Origin of the sequence: Paraburkholderia phenoliruptrix, assembly GCF_902859825.1 — a bacterium.
Lineage (GTDB): Bacteria > Pseudomonadota > Gammaproteobacteria > Burkholderiales > Burkholderiaceae > Paraburkholderia > Paraburkholderia phenoliruptrix.
Genome location: NZ_CADIKB010000024.1, coordinates 1 through 20,629 on the forward strand (window position 1 = coordinate 1; position 20,629 = coordinate 20,629).

A 20,629-nucleotide genomic window follows, 5' to 3' on the forward strand; every position below is an offset into this window, starting at 1 on the left:
GGCGGTTCTCCTTGGTTCCCTGTTCGGGAGGTTGGTCCTGGAAACCCGATTCTCTCGGATTCCACTGGCGAACCGCCGCCTTCAACCTTCAACTACGCCTGGGACATTGCCATTCCAGTTGTAGGTGGTGTTATCAAGGGCGTTGGTCGCCTTGCCCTGCGAGTGGTTGGGGACGCCGCGAAAGACGCCGAACTCCTCAAAGAAGTCATCCAGTTTCTGAACCGCATGGGGCATGGCGATGCTCCGAAGTGGTTGAAGGCATTGGATATCGCCGCGTACCAGTCCCAGCTCTTGTCGAAACTTAAGGACTTTTGCGCTACCGTCCGGCTTGCCATCGAGCGCTCGCTCAAAGCCCGTGTCGGTCAACTGCTTCCCGACGCGTGGCGGTCGCAGCTCGAACGCGTTGGTGATGGTTTTCGGGCTCTCCAGGACCTGGCGGACCAGATGGTCCCGAAAGCTCTCAAAGAACTGGACGCGAAGCTCAAGACGCTGCAGAACATGGTCTACCGTGGCGAAATTCATGAGATTGCTACGGGGGGGATGCCACGGGTGAATCGCGAGGCGGAAGCCTATCTTGAGGAACGCAAGCTCGCGAGAGAGATACGGCAGGGCAAGTACGCCTCGACGAATTGCGCGGTGGGCGATGCACGGATTAAAGCCAAGTACCAACCCAAAATAGAGGACGGGTGGCCAGATATCCTCGCTGAGGTGAGTGATGAGATACCAGCCTTTCAAGGCAAGGAGGTGTATCGCACACTTGCGACGTTTCACGGCGAAGTTGCAGCACTCGACGCCAATCAGCTGGCGGGAAAGACGCTATATCGGGCATTTGGCAATCCATCGAAGCACGCCTCTTGGGGCAGCAAAGCAGCTGGCGGTCGTCAGCCGGCGTTTTGGGGCCTCGGCAGTGCGCCGAAAAGTGCGGAGGAATGGCGAATCCGGTCGGCGGTTTTGGATGAGTGGAACGGCAACGGATTCCTCGCCGTGGTACATCTCCCTGATGATTTCGGAATCCGAGTGCCTTCTGCAAAAGCATGGGCAGGCCAGATTGCGGAGCAGTGGGGCGAAAAAATTCCGGCACAATATCTCGAAGGGGGCGGCCATCAACTCGTCGTCGACCTTGGAGCGCTCGCCACCGAAATAACTCGGATTGGAGAGAGTGTGAAGGCAAGCGGTACAGCCCTCTCCGAAACTATCAACGGAGTTCGAGTTGACTTTTATCCGACCAACTGGACGAACGTTGAGGATGTATACGGGTATAGCAAATTTTCAGACGACGTATCCGGTTCGGCTCGCACTCGTCGGCTTGCCAGCGACGAAATACAAACCAAGGTAGCTAACAGTAAAACAGTTGCGGCGTCTCGTACGGCCGCAAGCGGTCAGGAGTAGATTCGATGGGGTACGTCACGAAAGAATATGACATGCTGGATTCCGAGACTCGGCGACGCGTGTTTTGGCTGCTGAAGCGGCTGACCAGTTATTCGCTGTGGGCGAAGAAACGGGATGCATGGGAGGTGTTTGCCAGAGCACACGAGAACGCCGTCAGAACCTGGCCCAAAAGCGACCCAGAGCGGATGGACGCCGATTTGCTTCCCCGAATCTTCGAAACGCAAAGTCTGTATAACAAAGGGCTTGAAGAACTCGGAAAGGGGCATCGATTCGTATGGCGAACGGGCGAACCGTTTGCGGCTGCGCTAGTCATAAGCGGAACCGTCCGCAACTTCCTGTATACGCATCCTGACTACTGGGAGCGAGGTGCGCAGACGGCGCCCTACCCGGACAAAGTCGAGGCACTCAATCGACTGCTACTTGCCTCTAAATATGGGGGTGAATACTCGCCCGTAGAGGTGCCGTTTGTGCCTCATATGTCCGCCCGGTGCGAAAGCGCGGCGGCATTGTTAGACCCCGAGCGTTACAGGTACAGATTCTATCAATTGTCCTATCCGGTCTTTCCAGCTGAACTTCCGGAAGTGCCTGCGGCGACGGACCTCATCATCAGTTCCGGGCAGCGCGTACCGGTGGACGGGATATGGGAGCCGGTTACGGTCGAGCGAGAAAAGGTCTTCGGCTTGGTGCCTTTGGGCGTGAAAAGTGTCGAGAACAATGGTTGCTTTAACTATCTGGTGAAGGAGACAAAGGCGCCCAACGTCGATGGCCAATGGAACGAGGCGGAGTCGCGCAGGGAGCTTGTGGGCACCCATTGGCGCCTCGTCTGGGAAGACACACGATACAAGGACGGCGTCATTCCTGACGAGTCGGAATACTTCCTTGAACCCAAGCGAAGTGAGGAGGTAGTACCACCTGAATTGGCGATAGGTGTCGAAGTCAGGACCGGCGATATTTGCCCTGTATCCGGGGCGTGGGAAGCCAAGGGCTTCGAAGTGAAGCCTGTTGAAGTCGCGAAGGGACAAGTCATGCCCGATGTTCTCGCGCCGTCGCCGGGTTCAGGGGAGCGCCGTGTTCATTGGGTTACGTGGCGTCTGGTGAAGCTCGCGGGCGAACCTTGAGTTCGCGCAATTCCCTGCATTTGAGGTGGCGGCGATTCGTAGTGCCTTCGCGGTGCCGCTGGCGTCGGCGGCACACGGTTGTCTCTAACCCAATGGAGTCTCGCATATGAGCCGCAGGTTTATCCTGAAAGACGACAAGACTGACCACAACGGCGTCGTGCTTGATGGCATCGTGGGCTCGTCGTTCGCGGGCCGGCCACTCGCGTATCTCGGCGCGCCTGTTCAGTGTCACACATGTAATATCGAGGGGACCATCATCTCGGACGGCTCGCCGCACACGATGACGGTCATGAGCAAGCTGGTCGCGTTGGAGGGCGATTTATGCCAATGCGAGTGCCATCCGCTGCCGAAGCTGGTTGCGTCGCAGACGACGGGGACATTATCGGGCTAACGGTATGCTCTCCCGACCTCAACCGTCGTTGTCTATCTGAGCCGGCCGCCTAGGGATGCCGGCAAGTCGCTTCAGTTTTGAAACTGCCCCCGGCACACCTGCGCCGCACTGCGCAGTCTCAATTGGGGCTTTGTGCCTACGCTGCTGACCGCGCGGTATACCCCCGGTAGCCTTTGCCCGATAGAGTCGAAGGTTCGAGGTGGCTCAGTTTGTCATAGGTGCGCTTGTGTTGTTGCTTCCGCCGAAAAGTCTGCTGGGCGCGAAAATTTAAGCTTGTGAACAGTTTTCGTTCAACGGCGTTAAGTGTGGGGAGCCCCAGATTAGCGGCACACCACTCGCTAAACTGTGTGACAGCCTCTTCGTCAGCTTTCGCGGTCTTGGGGGCGACAGGTTTCCACTTCAAAGTGGTCGACCCGAATCGCCGCGCTTGGTAGAACTCTTCCAAGATAATCAGCATGGCGTTATTGGGTATCCTCTTCCCATCTTTTACAAGAACGAGGAAATCATAGAAACGGCCAACTCCAGATACCTTCGTCCAGAGATTTTTCGCGCTGGTTAGCTCATGGAGCATCAAATGTTGCGCCCACAACAACACTAGGAAACTGATGCTGCCATCTTGAAGAATCAGCAGCGGAATGCTGTTGCCGATTGCGCCTTCCGAGATGTTCAGTTCGATTATTGAGTGAGCGGTCACTTGCATCTTGGCAATCTCTCAGCGAGCGAGCGCGGTACGCGTAGAACCACCTACGCGTAGCGCTTAAATAGGAATCCTAATTAAATCGACGGAACTACATTGAGGCGGTTTTGACCACTGACTGAGCCGAAAGGCGCCCGAATCGGTTCGGAAAGGTTAAATAGTTAGGGGTGTCTACAAACTAGGCGAGACGGGTGCAGAATTCAAGGACAGAATTTCCCGCGCTAAGAGCAGTAATTCCTCTGATAAAATGAATTAAGTGCCAAAAAAGAGGGTTGAATCGCTCCAATAGTTGTTCGAGTATGGGGGGATTTCCACCGCGAACATGAAGCCGCGCGCCGCGTTGACCCAGTCCGCGCCGATCGCAAGCGTCTTCGTGATGTCGAACGCGGTGATCATCTTGCCGCTCGCGCCAATGCGGATGCGCTGGCGCAAGCCAATGCCGACGAGTGTGTTGTGCACGAGCAGCAAGCCTTCCTGCAACGGCACGCCGACGTGGTCGGTGAATTCGAGCGGCGCGGCGCCCGTGCCGCCTTCCGCACCGTCGACGACGATGAAGTCCGGCAGAATGCCCGTCTCCAGCATCGCCTTGGCAATGCCGAAGAATTCCCACGGATGCCCGATGCACAGCTTGAAGCCGGTGGGCTTGCCGCCCGACAGCGTGCGCAGCCGCTCGACGAATTCGAGCAGACCGCGCGGCGTCGAAAACTCCGAATGCGTGGCCGGCGAAATGCAGTCGCGGCCCATCGGCACGCCGCGCGTGTCGGCGATTTCCGGCGTGATTTTGGCCGCCGGCAAGACGCCGCCGTGACCGGGCTTCGCGCCTTGCGAGAGCTTCACCTCGATCATTTTCACCTGCGGCTCGGCGGCCTGCTTCGCGAATTTTTCCGCGCTGAAAGTGCCGTCGTCATTGCGGCAACCGAAATAGCCCGACGCGATTTCCCAGATGATGTCGCCGCCATGCTCGCGGTGGTACTTCGACATGGAGCCTTCGCCGGTGTCGTGCGCGAAGTTGCCTTTCTTCGCGCCGAGATTCAGCGCCATGATCGCGTTCGCGGAGAGCGAGCCGAAGCTCATCGCCGAGACGTTGAAGATCGACATGGAATACGGCTGCACGCGATCGGCGCCGACCACGATGCGAAAGTCGTGGCTGTCGAGCGTGGTCGGCGCGAGCGAGTGGCTGATCCATTCGTGCGCGACGGCCTTGACGTCGAGTTCGGTGCCGTAGGGCCGGCTGTCGACGTCATTCTTGGCGCGCTGATAGACGATGCTGCGCTGCGCGCGCGAAAACGGCTTTTCGTCGGTGTCGTTTTCGACGAAATACTGGCGGATTTCCGGGCGTATGAACTCGAACAGAAAACGCAGATGACCCCACAGCGGATAGTTGCGCAGAATCGCGTGGCGCTGCTGCGCCAGGTCGTAGCAACCTAGCGCGATGAACGCGAGCGGCACGACGATCCACAACCATGAAACGTAATGGGTCGCGGCAAGCGCCGCGTAGACGGCGAGGAGCGCGACGGCGCTCCACATGGCCAGATAACGTCGAGAAAACATGGAGACTCCGGTGCAGTCGGTCGTCACGGAGGGATGGCACGCGCTCAAGGCGTGGGCGGATCCACCGTGGGGAAACGGGCGGCTGGCTTGATGAGAAGCCGCGAGCCGGCACAGGCGCGGTTCGAACCTCGAGGCTCTGGCGCCGCGGCTGAACCCTGCCGGCTAGCGCGCGCTCAGCAATGCCGCCTTTTGCGGCTCGCGCGCGGCCGGCTGCGCGCGAGCCGCCTGTTCAATGATGCCGCCGCCGAGGCACACGTCGCCATCGTAGAGCACGGCGGATTGCCCCGGTGTGACAGCCCACTGGGCGTCGTCGAACGTCAGTTGGAAAAGGTCCCCGCCCGCGCCTGCTGCACTGAACGTGCAGCGCGCGTCGGCCTGGCGGTAGCGGGTTTTTGCGCCGCACGCGAAGCCTTCCGCCGGTGGCTCGCCCGCGACCCAGCTCGTGTTGCCCGCGGTGAGCCTATGGCTCAGCAGCCACGGGTGGTCGTGGCCCTGCGCGACGTACAGCGTGTTCGACGCAATGTCCTTGCCCGCCACGAACCACGGCTCGCCGCTGCCGTCCTTGCTGCCGCCAAGGCCGATGCCCTTGCGTTGTCCGAAGGTATAGAACGCGAGGCCGATGTGCTCGCCGACCACCTTGCCGTCGGTCGTCTTCATCGGGCCGGGCTGGGTCGGCAGATAGCGGTTCAGGAAGTCGCGGAACGGCCGTTCGCCGATAAAGCAGATGCCGGTCGAATCCTTCTTTTTCGCGTTCGGCAGCGCAATCTGCTCGGCGATTTCTCGCACCTTGGTCTTGGGAATTTCGCCGAGCGGAAACAGCGTTTTTGACAGCTGTGCCTGATTCAGCCGATGCAGAAAGTAGGATTGATCTTTCGTATGGTCGAACGCCTTCAGCAGCTCAAAGCGGCCGTTGTTTTCCCGCACGCGCGCATAGTGGCCGGTCGCGATGGTTTCCGCGCCGAGCGACATGGCGTGATCGAGGAAGGCCTTGAACTTGATCTCGGCATTGCACAGCACGTCCGGGTTCGGCGTGCGGCCGGCGGAATACTCGCGCAGGAATTCGGCGAACACGCGGTCCTTGTATTCGGACGCGAAGTTGACCGCTTCCACGTCGATGCCGATCAGATCCGCCACGGACACCACGTCGATCCAGTCCTGCCGCGTCGAGCAGTATTCGCTGTCGTCGTCGTCTTCCCAGTTTTTCATGAACAGGCCGACCACGTCGTAGCCCTGTTCCTTCAGCAGCCACGCGGTGACCGACGAATCGACGCCGCCCGACATGCCTACTACGACTTTCTGCTTGCTCATAAGATGCTCACTGGGTACTGCGTGACTTCATGGATCGCGGGTCGCGGTTGCCGCGAGGTTATCTTTTCGGCCTGACCGAATGCGTATGCACGAAGTCGAGCGGGAAACGCCGGCCGGCGAGGTAATCGTCGATACATTGCATGACGAGCGGCGTGCGGTGCCGCTCGGGGCAGGCGCGCAGCTCGTCTGCGCTCATCCACAAGGTTCGGACGATGTCCGGATCGAGCGCGCGTGCCGCTTCGCGTTCACCGCCCGCGCCGCAATAGGTGAAGCGCAGATAGGTGACGCCGTCGCGCCCGGGCCGCTCGAAATGTGTCATGTACAGGCCGACGAGCGCTTCGGGCGTGAACGGATGCGCGGTTTCCTCGAGCGTTTCGCGGATCACCGCTTCCAGCAGCGTTTCGCCGGCTTCCAGATGGCCGGCCGGCTGGTTCAGCCGCAGGCCGGCGGCGGTGTGTTCCTCGACCACGAGAAAGCGCCCGTCACGCTCGACGATGGCCGCGACGGTCACGTGCGGCAGCCAGGTTTCCGGTTTCATGGGTGCGCATTTTACCGTTTATGTCCGTCGACTGCCGGGAAGCGGGCAGCGGGCGGCGGCCCCCGGCATGTCGGGCCCGCGCCCAGCCTGCAACCCCGGATTGTCCCCGATTTTTGCGGCCCCCCATCTTTCGGGTAAAGTGAGGCGTTAGCCGTTGCACTTGCAAGCCGGCGTGCCTCGTCGGCCGATCTGTCGTCAAACAGTAAGTCGAGGAGGAACCACGATGCACATCGGAGTGCCAGCCGAGACGCGCGCGCACGAAACCCGCGTCGCCGCGACGCCCGAGACCGTCAAGAAGTACGTGGCTCAGGGCCACCGGGTCACCATCCAGAGCGGCGCCGGCGCCGGCGCAAGCTTTCCTGACGACGCCCTCGCCGCCGCGGGCGCGGAGATCGTCGATGCCGCCACCGCTTTCGGCGCCGACCTCGTTCTGAAGGTCCAGTCTCCCACCGAGCCCGAACTGCCGCTCCTCAAACGCGGCGCGGTGCTGATCGGCATGCTCGATCCGTTCAACGCGGACAATGCCGAGAAGCTCGCCGCGGCCGGCGTCACCGCCTTCGCGCTCGAAGCCGCGCCGCGTACCACGCGCGCACAAAGCCTCGACGTGCTGTCGTCGCAGGCGAACATCGCCGGATACAAGGCGGTGCTGCTGGCCGCGACGCTCTATCCGCGCTTCATGCCGATGCTGATGACCGCCGCGGGCACCGTCAAGGCCGCGCGCGTGCTGATTCTCGGCGCCGGCGTGGCGGGCCTGCAGGCAATTGCGACCGCGAAGCGTCTCGGCGCCGTGATCGAGGCCTCCGACGTGCGGCCGGCCGTGAAAGAGCAGATCGAATCGCTCGGCGCCAAGTTTCTCGACGTGCCCTATGAAACCGACGAAGAGCGCGAAGCCGCGCAAGGCGTGGGCGGCTACGCGCGGCCGATGCCGCCGTCGTGGCTCACACGGCAATCGGCGCTGGTCCACGAGCGCGCGAAGCAGGCCGACGTGGTCATCTCGACCGCGCTGATTCCGGGGCGCGCGGCGCCCACGCTCCTCTCCGTCGAAACCGTGCAGGCGATGAAGCCGGGCTCCGTGCTCGTCGATCTCGCGGCGGGGCGCGGCGCGGACTACGAAGGCCGGCGCGGCGGCAACTGTCCGTTGACCGAAGCGGACAAGGTGATCGTCAGGCATGGCGTGACGATTGTCGGCTACACGAATCTCGCCTCGATGGTGCCCGCGGACGCGTCGTCGCTCTACGCGCGCAACCTGCTCGACTTCCTCAAGCTGATCGTGACGAAGGAAGGCGCGCTCAATATCGACCTCGCCGACGACATCGTCGCGGCCACGCTGCTCACGCGCGACGGCGAAGTCGCGCGCAAGGCATAAAGCGAATTCACCTGGAGAAACGGCGATGGAAGTGCTCAACCACACCGTCATCAACCTGATTATTTTCGTGCTGGCGATTTACGTCGGCTACCACGTCGTCTGGAATGTCACGCCCGCGCTGCACACGCCGCTCATGGCGGTGACCAATGCGATCTCCGCGATCGTGATTGTCGGCGCAATGCTCGCCACCGGCCTCACGCTCGGCACGCCGGGCAAGTTCTTCGGCACGCTCGCCGTCGCGCTTGCGGCGGTCAACGTGTTCGGCGGCTTTCTGGTCACGCGGCGCATGCTCGAGATGTTCCGCAAGAAAGAGCCGAAAAAGCTCATCGCCGACAAGAGCAAGGAGAACGCGTAATGAGCCTGAACGTCGTCACGCTGCTTTATCTGGTCGCGTCGGTCTGCTTCATTCAGGCGCTCAAGGGGCTGTCGAATCCGAAGACCGCGCGCATCGGCAATACGTTCGGCATGGTCGGGATGGCGATTGCCATTCTCACGACCATCGCGCTGATCGCGAAACAGGCGAACGCGCTGGGTTCGAACCTCGCGCTCGGGCTCGGCTTGCTGTTCGCTGCGTTGATAGTCGGCGGCGCGATCGGCGCGTTTGTCGCCGCGCGCGTCGAAATGACGAAGATGCCGGAACTCGTCGCGGCCATGCACTCGCTGATCGGTCTTGCCGCGGTCTGCATCGCCTATGCGGTGGTGTCGGAGCCGGCGGCATTCGGGCTGATCGATCCCGAGAATCCGGTTCCGGGCTTCCTGCCGTACGGCAATCGCGTCGAGCTTTTCATCGGCACGTTCGTCGGCGCGATCACCTTTAGCGGCTCGGTGATCGCGTTCGGCAAGCTGTCCGGCAAGTACAAGTTCAGGCTCTTCCAAGGCGCGCCGGTTGTGTATGCGGGCCAGCATCTGATCAACCTGATGCTCGCCATTGCGATGCTCGGCTTCGGCATCATCTTCTTTTTCACGCAGTCGTGGCTGCCGTTCATCATCATGACGGCGATTGCGTTCGTGCTCGGGGTGCTGATCATCATTCCGATCGGCGGCGCGGACATGCCCGTGGTCGTCTCCATGCTCAATTCGTACTCGGGCTGGGCGGCGGCGGGCATCGGTTTTTCGCTGAACAATCCGATGCTGATCATCGCGGGCTCGCTCGTCGGTTCGTCGGGTGCGATTCTGTCGTACATCATGTGCCGCGCGATGAACCGCTCGTTTTTCAACGTGATTCTCGGCGGCTTCGGCAACGAGCCGGGCGCGGCGGCGGGCGGCGCGGCGGAGCAGCGTCCCGTGAAATCGGGTTCGGCGGACGACGCGTCGTTCATGCTCGGCAACGCGGAGACGGTGGTGATCGTGCCGGGTTACGGGCTCGCCGTCGCGCGCGCGCAGCATGCGTTGAAGGAATTGACCGACAAACTGGTCGAGAAAGGAATCGAGGTGAAGTACGCGATTCACCCGGTGGCCGGACGCATGCCGGGTCACATGAACGTGCTGCTCGCCGAAGCCGAAGTGCCGTACGACATGGTGTTCGAGATGGAGGACATCAACGGCGAGTTCGGTCAGGTCGACGTGGTGCTCGTGCTCGGTGCGAACGACGTGGTGAACCCGGCCGCGAAGAACGATCCGAAGTCGCCGATTGCCGGCATGCCGATTATCGAGGCGTACAAGGCGCGCACGGTGATCGTCAACAAGCGTTCGATGGCGGCCGGTTACGCGGGCCTCGATAACGATCTCTTCTATATGGACAAGACGATGATGGTGTTCGGCGACGCCAAGAAGGTGATCGAGGATATGGTCAAGGCGGTGGAATGACACGCAAGTGGCCGCGCGGCGCACGTCGGCGTCGCGTGGCTTACTTCGGTTTTGCGTTCACATGCCGCAACAGGTCCGCGAGCCGCCGTCCTGCCTGGTCCGGATACGGCTCGCGCACTTCCAGTTGCTGAATTTTCTCGAGTCCGAAATTGCGGAAGTCGCTGCGCAATTCACACCACGCGCCTAGCGTCCAGCGGGCGCCCCAATAGGCGAGAGCCAGCGGCCATACACGCCGCTCGGTTGCCGCGCCGTTGACGTCCGTGTAGGCGAAGCTCACCACGTGCCGCGTGTCGATCGCGCGATGCAGCGTGTCGAGCTGCGTCGAAAATTCGCTTTTGATATGAAAGGACGGCGCGAAGATCGCGAGTCTTTCGAGCGATGCGCGCTTCTCGGCCGGCATGGCCGAGGCGATTTTCGCGAGCGCGCCGCGCGCGCCTGCTGCGAAGCCGGCGCTGCCCCACGATTCCAGCATGCGCGCCCCGGCGGCGAGCGCCGCCAGTTCGTCGGCGGTGAAGGTGAGCGGCGGCAAGCTCGCCGCGCGGCTTAACCGGTAGCCGATTCCGGCCTCGCCTTCGATCGGCACGCCCGACAACTGCAGATCGCGCACGTCGCGATAGACGGTGCGCAGCGAAATGTTGAGCCAGTCGGCAAGTTGTTGCGCGGTGGTGAGGCGCCGGCCGCGCAGCAATTCGGCGATCTGGAACAGGCGGTCGGCGCGGCGCGTCATCGTGGGCGTCTTGTAGAAGAGGACAGGGACAGTCCCGCGATGATAGCGCCGCATGCCGTGCTCCGGTCAACGCTCAGACGGCGGGCGCGTTGGGCGTTGCCATGCGCGCCGCGCTGCCCGCTTGCTGCCCGGCCGATCCGCGCGTTGCGCTTAGCCGTTGGTCCGCGAGTGCAGGCCGAGGCGATTGCCTTCGCTGTCGATAAAAAACGCGATATAGCCGATGTCCTGCGGCAGCTTGATGACAGGTCCGTCGGTCTTGCCGCCGGCTTCTTCGATGCGGGCGAGCGCGGCGTCCACGGTCGGGTGCGCGTTCAGGTAGACGAGCACGCCGTCGCCGTTCGGGGTCATCGACGGGCTGTGGACGACCGCGCCGCGCGTGGCCGGTTCTTCGCAGTCGAACACGGCAATGGGCTGACCGCCGAATTCCTGGCGATTCAACGTGACGTCGAGCGCGGCTTCATAAAAGCGGACGGCGCGATCGAAATCGACGGACGGAATTTCGAACCATGCAACGACTTTGGACGATGCGGACATGACACTCTCCTGTGGATGGCGGATAAGCCGGATAAATCGCCGGATGGCGTGAGGAGGAGTGTGCAGGGGGGCTGCTGACAGCGTGGTGTCAGTAGGGTGCAGCGGCAAGCGACACGGCGCGGTATGCGGCGCAAAAAAAACCGCGGAACGGTGTCCGCGGTTTCGGTGCGAGCGCCTCAGCCCGCCGGCGTGTCGCCTTGCGGGCGCTGGCGCACGCTGCCCGCGATCAGGTCGAAGCGGAACAGCCGGCATTCGAGCGCGCCGTTAAAGAGCGGCGTCTTGGTCGATTCGCGCAGGCGCAACTGGCCGGGCAATTTACGATCCGACGTGAGAATGAATGCATGCCAGCCGGTGAAGCGCTGCTTGAGCGCGTCGCCGAGCGACTGGAAAAACTCGCTGTCGGGCGTTTCTTCCTGGGCGCGGCGAAAGCCGTCGTCTTCGCGATTGTCGCGATTGCGTCCTTCGCGGATTTCGCCGCGGGCATTGCGCCCGCGAACTTCGATTCGCTCGCCGTACGGCGGATTGGCGACCAGAATGCCCGGCTCGGCGGTAGGCGGCGTCATGCCGCGGGCGTCGACCTGTTTCAGCGGAATCAGCGGCAAGCCCGCGCGCTGGAAATTCGCGCGCGCCTTGTCGAGCATGTCGCCGGAAATATCGCTGCCGAAAATCTGCAGGTCGGCGCGCGAGTTGCGAGCGGCATGTTTGGCGTCGAGCGCGGCGGCTTTGAGCGCCTGCCATGCCTTGGTGTCGTACTGCTTGAACTTCTCGAAGCCGAAACGGCGCTCGGCGCCGGGCGCGATGTTGAGCGCGACTTGCGCGGCTTCCGCGAGGAACGTGCCGCTGCCGCACATGGGGTCGTAAAGCGGCGTGCCGGCGCTCCAGCCGGTCAGGCGCAAAATGCCCGCCGCGAGATTTTCGCGCAGCGGCGCTGCGCCCTTGTCGAGGCGCCAGCCGCGCTTGAAGAGCGGGTCGCCGGAGGTGTCGAGGTAAAGCGTGCAGTCGGTCGCGGTGAGAAACGCGAACACGCGGACGTCGGGCATGCCGGTGTCGATGCTCGGACGCGCGCCGCTTACTTCGCGCAGACGGTCGCAGATCCCGTCTTTCACGCGCAGCGTGGTGAATTCGAGGCTGCGCAGCGGCGACTTGATGGCGGTGACGTCGACACGCAGCGTTTCATTCGCGGAGAACCACTGCTCCCAACGTTGTTCGACGGCGAGCGCATAGATGTCCTGCTCGCTGCGATACGGTCGATGCGCGATTTTCAGCAGCACGCGGCTCGCGATGCGCGAATACAGATTGGCCGCCATGCCGGCTGCCCAACCGCCGCGAAAATGCACACCGCCGGGCACTTGCGAGCCGGCCGCGAACGGCGCGCCGTGCAGATGCTTTGCGGCGATTTCGGCGAGTTCGGCGGCGAGCGCGGCTTCAAGGCCGCGTGGGCAGGGGAGGAAGAAATCGAAGGACATGGGGTGCGGCGGGGCCGGTTGGCGATGGGTAAGGGCGTATTGTACGCGGTCGCGAGGAGGCCTTTGCCTGCGACGCGCGGCCGGATTTTTGATCAGAGCACCTGAACATCGCCATGGCGGAAGCACTACCCCCCAGCCACCGCCCCAGCCGCTTCCACAGGACAACCCGGCACAGCGGCACGGGCCACACCCTTGCCCGCCTGCGAGGCAGCCGCAGGCGCAGCAGCCGCCATCGCCCGCACCGCCGCCGCCACCTGCGCTGAAATGCGCTGCAACGCCTGCCGATGCCCGTCCACAAGCGCGTCATAGCCGCCAGCGACCGGCTCGCTCACCACGCTTCTGCACGTCATCACTGCCGTGCTGCGTACAGCGCGCACGCTCCACACGGCATCGATCAGCGCGTGCGAGCCGGGCCACGATTCGAACCGCTGCACATTCATGCTCACGCGATACACCGGCGTCGCATCCGAATAGGCCGTACCGTACACGTCGATGGTATTGAGCTGCTGCGTGAGGCTCGTCGACAGCGCCCGGCGCAGCTCGTCGCCGGGCAGCGACGCCCAGCGTTCCTGCTCCAGCACCTTGACCTGCGTCGGTCCCGTCTGCACGACCAGCTGCGTTTTTGCAACTTGCGGCGGCACGTCGATCGGCGCGACCTCGATGAGCCACGCGGGCGCCGCCGCCGCGCTCCGCACGCCCGACCCCGTAGCGGATGCGCCCCCGCTCACGTCGCCCAGGGTATAGAACCGGCTCGTCGGCGATGCGCAGGCGGCGAGCGCGAGCGCCGCAGCCAGCGCGCCGGCACGAACAGCGCCGCGCGCGAGTGCGCCGTGCAGGCGAGGGAGTCGGACGAACATCATGGTTTATCTCCTGCTTTACCGCGCAACAACGATTCCGGGTGGCGCTCCAGATAATCCGACAGCGCATTGAGCGACTGCAACGTGCGCGTCAATTCCTGCAACGCCTGATGCACGTCCGACTGCAGCGGCGAGTCCTGCTGCAACGTCGCCTCGGCCGAGCCGAAGGTCTGCTTCGCGGCCGCGAGGGTGTCGCGCGCTTGCGGCACGACTTCCGTGTCGAGCCGCTTGAAGAGCTGATCTGCATTCTTCAGCGCGGCGTTCAGGTTATTGCCGATCTGGTCGAACGGCACCTTGTCGAGCTTCTTCGCGATGTCGGCGACCTGCAGCTGCAATTCGTCGAGCGTGTTCGGAATAGTCGGCAATTCGAGCGGGTCGCTGGCGACGTCGACGGTGGCCGGCGGCGCCTTCGGGAAGATATCGAGCGCCACATACAGCTGGCTCGTGATCAGATTGCCCGTGCGCAACTGGCCGCGCAGCCCGTGTTTGACCAGTTGCTGCAGCATGTTCTGACCGGCGAGACTGCCCGGCGCCGGCGCCGTTTCGCGAAAACGCTTGCCGAGCCGGTCGGGGTAGATGTTCATGGTCACCGGCATGGTGAAGCTGCGTGTTTTCGGATCGTAGTCGATGCCGATGTTCGTCACCTGACCGAGCACGATGCCGCGGAAATCGACCGGCGCGCCGACCGACAGCCCGCGCAGCGACTGGTTGAAGTTCATCACGACGCGCAGCGGCACGCCGTCCGGGTCGCGCATGGCGTCGGCTTCATCGGCGGCGAGGCGGAACGTCATGTTGTTCGGCGCCTGCGCGCCGACGCCTTGGCCCGGCGGCGACTGGAACGACAAGCCGCCGACGATCACCGTCGCAAGCGACTGCGTGTTCAGCTTGAAGCCGCTCGAATCGAGCCGCAAATCGACACCGCTCGCATGCCACCAGCGCGAATTGGTGCCGACGTACTGGTCGAACGGCGCCGACACGAACACCTGCATGGTGACGCCGGTGCCGTCCTTGTCGAGCGAAAAGCCGACCACCTGGCCGACCTGCACGCGGCGATAGAAAATCGGCGAGCCGATGTCGATGGAACCGAGCGAATCGCCATGCAGAATGAACTGGTGACCCTTCTGGTCGCCGGTGACGGGCGGCGGCGTCTCGAGCCCGACAAAGTTCTTCTCGCTGTCCGGCGAATGGCCGGCGTCGGCGCCGATATACGCGCCCGAGAGCAGCGTGGTGAGACCCGATACGCCGCTCGCGCCCACGCGCGGGCGCACGACCCAGAAGCGCGAATCCTTCACCGCGAAGTCTTCGCCTTCCTTCGTCAGCTGCACCTGCACGAGCACGTGCGACAGATCTTTCGACAACGTGATCGACTTCACCGCGCCCACGTCGACGTCCTTGTACTTGACCTTGGTTTTGCCCGGCTCGAGCCCTTCCGCGCTGACGAAACTGATCGTGATAGTCGGGCCTTTTTCCGTGACCGATTTGATGACGAGCGCAATGCCGATCAGCGCGGCAATCAGCGGAATGACCCACACGAGCGACGGCAGCCAGCGGCTGCGCGGCTCGATTTCGGGGTCTGGCAGTTGGGGCGGCAGCTTCGGTCCGTTCGAATCGTTGCGCGGCGCTTCGGAGGCGGGCGTCGGTCCTGGCGGGCTAGTCATGTTCGAGATCCTGAGGTTTTTGGGTACTGCCGTCCACGTGGTCCCAGATGAGCCGTGGATCGAACTGCATCGATGCCATCATCGTCAGGATCACCACCGAGCCGAACGCAATCGCGCCCGGCCCGGCCGTGATCACGGCAAGCGACTTGAAGCGCACGAGCGCGACGGTCAGCGTGACGACGAACACGTCGAGCATCGACCAGCGGCCGATCCGCTCGACCATCCGGTATAGCGTGGTGCGCTGCTGCGGCCGCCAGCGCGAGCGGCGCTGCGCGGTAATGGTGAGAAGCGCGAGCACGCTGAGCTTGAGCATCGGCACCATGATGCTGGCAACAAAAACGATCACCGCGAGCGGCCAGTCGCCGGAGGTCCAGAAGTACACGACGCCGCTCATGATGGTGTCGTCCTCCGAACCGACCAGCGACGACGTGTGCATGACCGGCAACAAATTTGCTGGAATATACAGCAACGCCGCGGCGATCAGCAGCGCCCACGTGCGCATCAGGCTGTCGGGATTGCGCGAGTGCAGGCGCGCGCCGCAGCGTCCGCAGTGCTGCGGCGTGACCGAGCGGATGCGCGGTTCGACGCGTCCGCACGCGTGGCAGGCGACGAGCCCGGCGCGTTTTGCGCTCACGTATTTCATCGCGCGGGTCATCCTCGATGGGGCGCCGGCGGCGCGCCGGCATGGGTGCCGGTCTCGTCGTCCGGCCCCTCGTCGGTGGGCAGCAACGGCGGAGCCGGCGGTCCGGCCACGGAGCCGACCGCGGCCGCCGCGCTGTCCGCCGAGGTGCGCGGCAGCGGCCGCTGATTGCGCGCGCCGAGTTCGTCGGCGAGATCCCACAGAATGCGCGGGTCGAAGGTGACGACCACGGCGAACATCAGCGTGAGCGCGCCGAACGCGAAGAGGGCGGCCTCGGGAATCACGCGCGCGAGACTGACCATCTTTACGATGGTGATGAGCACGCCCAGCATAAACACTTCGATCATGCCCCACGGCCGGACGAACTGGATGGCCCGCAACACGCGGTTAAAGCCTGCCGGCACATAGCCGGCACGGATCGGCACGAGCACATACAGCAGCGCGACAAGTTCGGTGAGCGGAAACAGAACCGTCGAGCAGAACACCATGACGGCGACGATCTGCATGTTCTCGTTCCACAGCGCGACGAGCGCGCCGAACAGCGTGGTTTGCGTGGTAATGCCATTAGTCTCGAGTTCGACGATGGGAAAGCCCTGCGCGATCAGAAACGTGATCAGTGCGGCCAGCGTCATGGCGCAGATGCCGTCGAGCTTGCGCGACACGCCGCTGTAAAGCGTCGCGCGGCAGCGCGGACAGCGAGCGACCTTGCGCCCGACAAGCCGCGGCTTGCGGAACAGCGTATCGCATTCATGGCACGCGATCAGGTTGTCATGTTCCATACGGCAACGGGGCAACGATAGGTGAATGAGCGTCCAATGCCGGTCGCGAAGAGGTGGCGCTGTGGGTGGCGATGTGGGTCGATGTGGCCGGTTCGTGAAAATTTGTGCAGCAATAGTACCAAAAGGCGCTGCGGCGCCGCGTCGACGGGCACAGCGCTCACCCTCTAAACGTCTGACAGCGTCCGTCCCCAATTGTTCACGGGTGCCGCCGGCGGCGCGCCGAACCGCGTTTCGGTAAATTTCACCCTGCTCCCAGTCAGCTTTTTCCGCTTCGGGTAGCATGGCGGCCTGGCGCGTCCTGAAGCCTGTGACGCCGGGCCATCTGCCGATGAACTTTGCTTCGGCGGGGAATAGCCGGGCGTGCGGCGCCGTTAACCTCTTCTAGCAAGCGTTGACCTGTCATGGCACACAATCCTTCGTTCGGTGGCGCGGAGTCGTACACGCGGACTGCCATTGCCTTTCATTGGCTGATCGCATTGCTGATCGTTTGCGGCTTTGCGCTCGGCTGGGTGATGACCGACATCCCGGGCTTTACGCCCACCAAGCTGCGTTATTTTTCGTGGCATAAATGGATCGGCGTGACCGTGTTCGCGCTCGCGGTCCTGCGCATTCTGTGGCGCGCCACGCACGGCGCGCCGTCCATGCCGCGCCGCATGCCGGCCTGGCAGCGCGGCGCCGCGCACCTCGTGCATCTGCTGCTGTATGCGTTGATGGTGGCGATTCCCGTCTCCGGCTATCTGTACAGCTCGGCGGCCAACGTGCCGGTCGTCTACCTCGGGCTGATTCCGCTGCCGCGGCTGATTGCGCCGGACCCGCATCTGAAGGAACTGCTCAAGACTGTTCACATTGCGTTGAACTACACGTTGCTGGCGCTGGTCGGCATGCACGTGGCGGCGGCGCTCAAGCATCAATGGCTGGACCGCGACGGGCTGCTGTCGCGCATGCTTCCCTTCCTCAAATAAGGACAACCATGAAGGTCTCGTTTTATCGCTACATGCTGGCGGCGTTTGCCGCCGCCTCGCTGGCCGCGGCCGGCGGCGCCCTCGCCCAGGTCGACGCGGCGAAAAGTTCGGTGAGCGCCACCTCGAAGCAGATGAACGTGCCGGTCGAAGGCAAGTTCGGCAAATTCACCGCGCAGGTCAAGTTCGATCCGGCGAGACCCGCCGAGGGCAGCGCGCAGCTGAATATCGACGTGTCGAGCTACGATCTCGGCGATGAGAGCTACAACGACCAGGTCCGCAGCAAGGAATGGTTCGACGCGAAGACCTACCCGAGCGCCACCTTCGTTTCGAGCGCGATTGCGCCGGCGGGCGGCAATCAGTACAAGGTGACGGGCAAGCTGACCATCAAGGGCAAATCGCAGACGGTGGTGGTGCCTGTTACGGTCACGCAGCAAGGCGCGACGCAGACATTCGACGGTTCGTTGCCGATCAAACGCTCGCAGTTCGACATCGGCACGGGCGAGTGGAAAGACACGTCTGTCGTGGCGGACGAGGTCGTCATCAAGTTTCATATCGTAGCTGCACGCAAGTAATGGGACCGCGCGTATAAGCGCAGCCGTTTTTTCCTGACTGGGAGCATGAATTGAAGACATCCATGTTGATCGCCGCCGGTGCATTGGCCTCCTGCGTTTCGCTTGGCGCATTCGCCGCCGCCGACACCTATCAGCTCGACCCGACTCACACGTATCCGAGCTTCGAGGCGGACCACTTCGGCGGGCTGTCGGTGTGGCGCGGCAAGTTCACCAAAAGTTCGGGCACGGTCACGCTCGACCGCGCGGGCAAGACCGGCAGCGTCGATGTCAACGTCGATCCGGCTTCGATTTCGACTGGAAACGGCAAGCTCGACGAGCATTTGAAAGCGCCGGAATTCTTCGACGTCGCGAAATTCCCCGCCGCGACGTACAAGGGCACCGACATCAAGTTCGACGGCGACAAGCCCTCGGAAGTGGTCGGCAGCCTGACGCTGCACGGCGTGACGAAGCCGCTGAATCTGAAAATCGAGTCGTTCAAGTGCATGCAGCACCCGGTGCTCAAGCGCGAAGTGTGCGGCGTCGAGGCGAGCGCCCAGTTCAATCGCGCGGATTACGGCATGGATTTCGGCAGCAAGTACGGTTTCAGCATGGAGACCCGGCTGCATATTCAGGCTGAAGGGATCAAGCAGTAAGCGCTGCTCTCGGGCGCGGGCGCCTTCGGCTCGTCATTGCATACAAGTCGCCGTTGCGGCGCAGCAAAGACGGCGGCGCCTGTTTCATCGCCTGTTAGGTTGCTTATTAGGCCGCTTCGTTCGCTATTGCGACGAAGCGGTTTTTTCATGGCGTCGCAGTCGCAGTCGCAGCGAGGCGCCTCTGGCCTCATCTGACGCACAAATGCGAAATTTCGCGCTCGCCTCGGTTTAATTTTTCAGGTACATAAAGCGCTGGCACCGCATTGGTTGTGCGCGCATCCAATTCGGCGAAATCGGGTCCGGCCCGATATAAGATTCGCGCGAACTGGAGATCTGCATGAACGCAACGACTGCAGCAAGCCTTGCGGGAAGCCGGGGAAATTCATGGCGGGCGGTGGTCGCCGCGTCGATCGGCAACGCGCTCGAGTGGTTCGATCTCGTGGTCTACGGTTTTTTTGCCGTGGTGATCGCGAAGCTGTTTTTTCCGGCCGGCAACGACACCGTCTCGCTACTGCTTACGCTCGGCACGTTCGGCGTGTCGTTTTTCATGCGGCCGCTCGGAGCCATCGTGATCGGCGCGTACGCGGATCGCGGGGGGCGCAAGGCGGCGCTCACGCTGTCCATCCTGCTGATGATGGGCGGCACGCTGATCATCGCGATTTTGCCGACCTACCAGAGCATCGGCCTCGCCGCGCCGGTGATTCTCGTGATTGCGCGTTTGATGCAGGGTTTTTCGGCCGGCGGCGAATTCGGCAGCGCGACGGCCTTTCTCGCGGAGCACGTGCCGGGACGGCGCGGCTTTTTCGCGAGCTGGCAGGTCGCGAGCCAGGGGCTCACCACGCTGCTCGCGGCGGGTTTCGGCGTCGTGCTGACCGGCAATCTGTCGCCCGCGCAGATGGCTTCCTGGGGATGGCGCGTGCCGTTCTTCTTCGGGCTGCTGATCGGGCCGGTGGCCTGGTACATTCGCACGAAGCTCGACGAAACGCCTGAGTTTCTCGCCGCCGAAACCACGACCACGCCGTTGCGCGACACGTTCGCGAGCCAGAAGCTGCGGCTCGTGATCGCCATCGGCGCGGTGGTGCTGGGCACGGTGTCGACTTACCTCGTGCTGTTCATGCCGACTTTCGGCGTGAAGCAATTGGGACTTGCGCCCTCGGTCGCGTTCTCGACTATCGCGCTGACGGGCCTGATTCAGATGGTGTTCGCGCCGGTCGTCGGTCACCTGTCGGACCGGCACGGACGTACGTCGATCATGCTGATCTCCGGGCTGCTGCTGCTCGTGCTGATCTATCCGGCGTTTGTCTATCTGGTCGCGCATCCGACCTTCGGCACGCTGATCGCGCTGCAAGTCGTGCTCGGCTTTCTGATGACCGGCTATTTCGGAGCGCTGCCCGGCTTGCTCTCGGAAATGTTCCCCGTGCAGACGCGCACGACCGGCATGTCGCTGGCTTATAACATCGCGGTGACGGTGTTCGGCGGCTTCGGACCGTTCATTATCGCGTGGCTGATCAGCTTTACCGGTTCCAAGGCGGCGCCGAGCTACTACCTGATTTTCGCGGCGCTGCTGAGCATCGCGGCGCTCGTTGCGGCGCGCCGCAAGCTCGGGTTCCGGTAGGCGGCAGCGAAGGCTACGCGGTA

At 63.0% G+C, this 20,629-nt stretch carries 20 protein-coding genes and 1 pseudogene; 10 read left to right on the forward strand and 11 right to left on the reverse strand.

The window, feature by feature from the left end; all coding sequences use genetic code 11:
• The 3 genes from HV711_RS21435 to HV711_RS21445 form a co-directional block, all read left to right on the forward strand.
• Window positions 1–1,389 (forward strand): hypothetical protein (locus HV711_RS21435; RefSeq protein WP_175145236.1); only part of this gene is annotated, 1,389 nt, incomplete at its 5' end.
• A gap of 5 nt (window positions 1,390–1,394) precedes the next feature.
• Window positions 1,395–2,507, forward strand: coding sequence for an Imm72 family immunity protein (locus HV711_RS21440; protein ID WP_035483578.1), 1,113 nt, complete (start codon window positions 1,395–1,397; stop codon window positions 2,505–2,507).
• Between the two features lie 106 nt (window positions 2,508–2,613).
• The gene (locus HV711_RS21445; RefSeq protein ID WP_035483584.1) at window positions 2,614–2,898 is read left to right on the forward strand and encodes a PAAR domain-containing protein; all 285 of its coding nucleotides are present in this window, start codon (window positions 2,614–2,616) and stop codon (window positions 2,896–2,898) included.
• Between the two features lie 136 nt (window positions 2,899–3,034).
• On the opposite strand, the gene HV711_RS21450 is transcribed toward HV711_RS21445, so the two are convergent.
• The 4 genes and pseudogenes from HV711_RS21450 to HV711_RS21465 form a co-directional block, all read right to left on the reverse strand.
• On the reverse strand, window positions 3,035–3,598 hold the full coding sequence (locus HV711_RS21450; RefSeq protein WP_035483591.1) for a hypothetical protein: 564 nt from the start codon (window positions 3,596–3,598) through the stop codon (window positions 3,035–3,037).
• 309 nt (window positions 3,599–3,907) lie between these two features.
• Window positions 3,908–5,146: pseudogene (locus HV711_RS21455) on the reverse strand (FMN-binding glutamate synthase family protein); the annotation flags it as partial.
• A 162-nt stretch (window positions 5,147–5,308) separates the two neighbouring features.
• Entirely contained in the window at window positions 5,309–6,454 is a 1,146-nt protein-coding gene (gene mnmA / locus HV711_RS21460; protein ID WP_175145238.1) for a tRNA 2-thiouridine(34) synthase MnmA, read from the reverse strand.
• A gap of 58 nt (window positions 6,455–6,512) precedes the next feature.
• Entirely contained in the window at window positions 6,513–6,992 is a 480-nt protein-coding gene (locus HV711_RS21465; RefSeq protein ID WP_035480167.1) for an NUDIX hydrolase, read from the reverse strand.
• Between the two features lie 223 nt (window positions 6,993–7,215).
• Here HV711_RS21465 and HV711_RS21470 point away from each other — a divergent pair, with 223 nt between their 5' ends.
• Genes HV711_RS21470 through HV711_RS21480 form a run of 3 tightly spaced genes read left to right on the forward strand, consistent with a single transcriptional unit; the run spans window position 7,216 to window position 10,164 of the window.
• Window positions 7,216–8,358 carry a Re/Si-specific NAD(P)(+) transhydrogenase subunit alpha gene (locus tag HV711_RS21470; protein ID WP_035480164.1) on the forward strand — a complete coding sequence of 381 codons (1,143 nt, stop codon included), beginning with the start codon at window positions 7,216–7,218 and terminating at the stop codon, window positions 8,356–8,358.
• Between the two features lie 25 nt (window positions 8,359–8,383).
• Window positions 8,384–8,713, forward strand: a complete 330-nt coding sequence (locus tag HV711_RS21475) for an NAD(P) transhydrogenase subunit alpha part 2 (RefSeq protein ID WP_006047931.1) — start codon at window positions 8,384–8,386, stop codon at window positions 8,711–8,713.
• Window positions 8,713–10,164 carry an NAD(P)(+) transhydrogenase (Re/Si-specific) subunit beta gene (locus tag HV711_RS21480; protein ID WP_015001629.1) on the forward strand — a complete coding sequence of 484 codons (1,452 nt, stop codon included), beginning with the start codon at window positions 8,713–8,715 and terminating at the stop codon, window positions 10,162–10,164. The genes HV711_RS21475 and HV711_RS21480 overlap by 1 nt, the downstream gene beginning before the upstream one ends.
• Before the next feature lie 40 nt (window positions 10,165–10,204).
• On the opposite strand, the gene HV711_RS21485 is transcribed toward HV711_RS21480, so the two are convergent.
• The 7 genes from HV711_RS21485 to HV711_RS21515 all read right to left on the reverse strand — a co-directional run bounded on the left by HV711_RS21485 (window position 10,205) and on the right by HV711_RS21515 (window position 16,825).
• A complete protein-coding gene (locus HV711_RS21485) occupies window positions 10,205–10,945 on the reverse strand; it encodes a helix-turn-helix transcriptional regulator (protein ID WP_035480162.1) in 741 nt (246 codons plus the stop codon).
• 96 nt (window positions 10,946–11,041) lie between these two features.
• A complete protein-coding gene (locus tag HV711_RS21490) occupies window positions 11,042–11,425 on the reverse strand; it encodes a VOC family protein (RefSeq protein WP_035480160.1) in 384 nt (127 codons plus the stop codon).
• Window positions 11,426–11,601: 176 nt separating this feature from the next.
• Window positions 11,602–12,891 (reverse strand): THUMP domain-containing class I SAM-dependent RNA methyltransferase, encoded by a 1,290-nt coding sequence (locus HV711_RS21495; protein WP_035480159.1) that lies wholly within the window; start codon window positions 12,889–12,891, stop codon window positions 11,602–11,604.
• 125 nt (window positions 12,892–13,016) lie between these two features.
• Window positions 13,017–13,751, reverse strand: a complete 735-nt coding sequence (locus HV711_RS21500; protein ID WP_035480157.1) for a PqiC family protein — start codon at window positions 13,749–13,751, stop codon at window positions 13,017–13,019.
• Window positions 13,748–15,406, reverse strand: a complete 1,659-nt coding sequence (locus HV711_RS21505; RefSeq protein WP_013587142.1) for a PqiB family protein — start codon at window positions 15,404–15,406, stop codon at window positions 13,748–13,750. Before HV711_RS21505 ends, HV711_RS21500 begins: the two co-directional genes overlap by 4 nt.
• Window positions 15,399–16,049: a paraquat-inducible protein A gene (locus HV711_RS21510; RefSeq protein ID WP_028361796.1), complete on the reverse strand. Its 651-nt coding sequence runs from the start codon at window positions 16,047–16,049 to the stop codon at window positions 15,399–15,401. Before HV711_RS21510 ends, HV711_RS21505 begins: the two co-directional genes overlap by 8 nt.
• 8 nt (window positions 16,050–16,057) lie before the next feature.
• Entirely contained in the window at window positions 16,058–16,825 is a 768-nt protein-coding gene (locus tag HV711_RS21515) for a paraquat-inducible protein A (protein ID WP_035480155.1), read from the reverse strand.
• Between the two features lie 401 nt (window positions 16,826–17,226).
• Between HV711_RS21515 and HV711_RS21520 the strand changes: the two genes are divergently transcribed.
• The 4 genes from HV711_RS21520 (at window position 17,227) to HV711_RS21535 (ending at window position 20,606) form a co-directional block, all read left to right on the forward strand.
• The gene (locus HV711_RS21520) at window positions 17,227–17,787 is read left to right on the forward strand and encodes a cytochrome b (RefSeq protein ID WP_035480153.1); all 561 of its coding nucleotides are present in this window, start codon (window positions 17,227–17,229) and stop codon (window positions 17,785–17,787) included.
• A gap of 8 nt (window positions 17,788–17,795) precedes the next feature.
• A complete protein-coding gene (locus HV711_RS21525) occupies window positions 17,796–18,359 on the forward strand; it encodes a YceI family protein (protein WP_035480152.1) in 564 nt (187 codons plus the stop codon).
• 62 nt (window positions 18,360–18,421) lie between these two features.
• Window positions 18,422–18,991, forward strand: coding sequence for a YceI family protein (locus HV711_RS21530; RefSeq protein WP_013587147.1), 570 nt, complete (start codon window positions 18,422–18,424; stop codon window positions 18,989–18,991).
• Window positions 18,992–19,328: 337 nt separating this feature from the next.
• A complete protein-coding gene (locus HV711_RS21535) occupies window positions 19,329–20,606 on the forward strand; it encodes an MFS transporter (protein WP_035480150.1) in 1,278 nt (425 codons plus the stop codon).
• Window positions 20,607–20,629 lie beyond the last annotated feature (23 nt).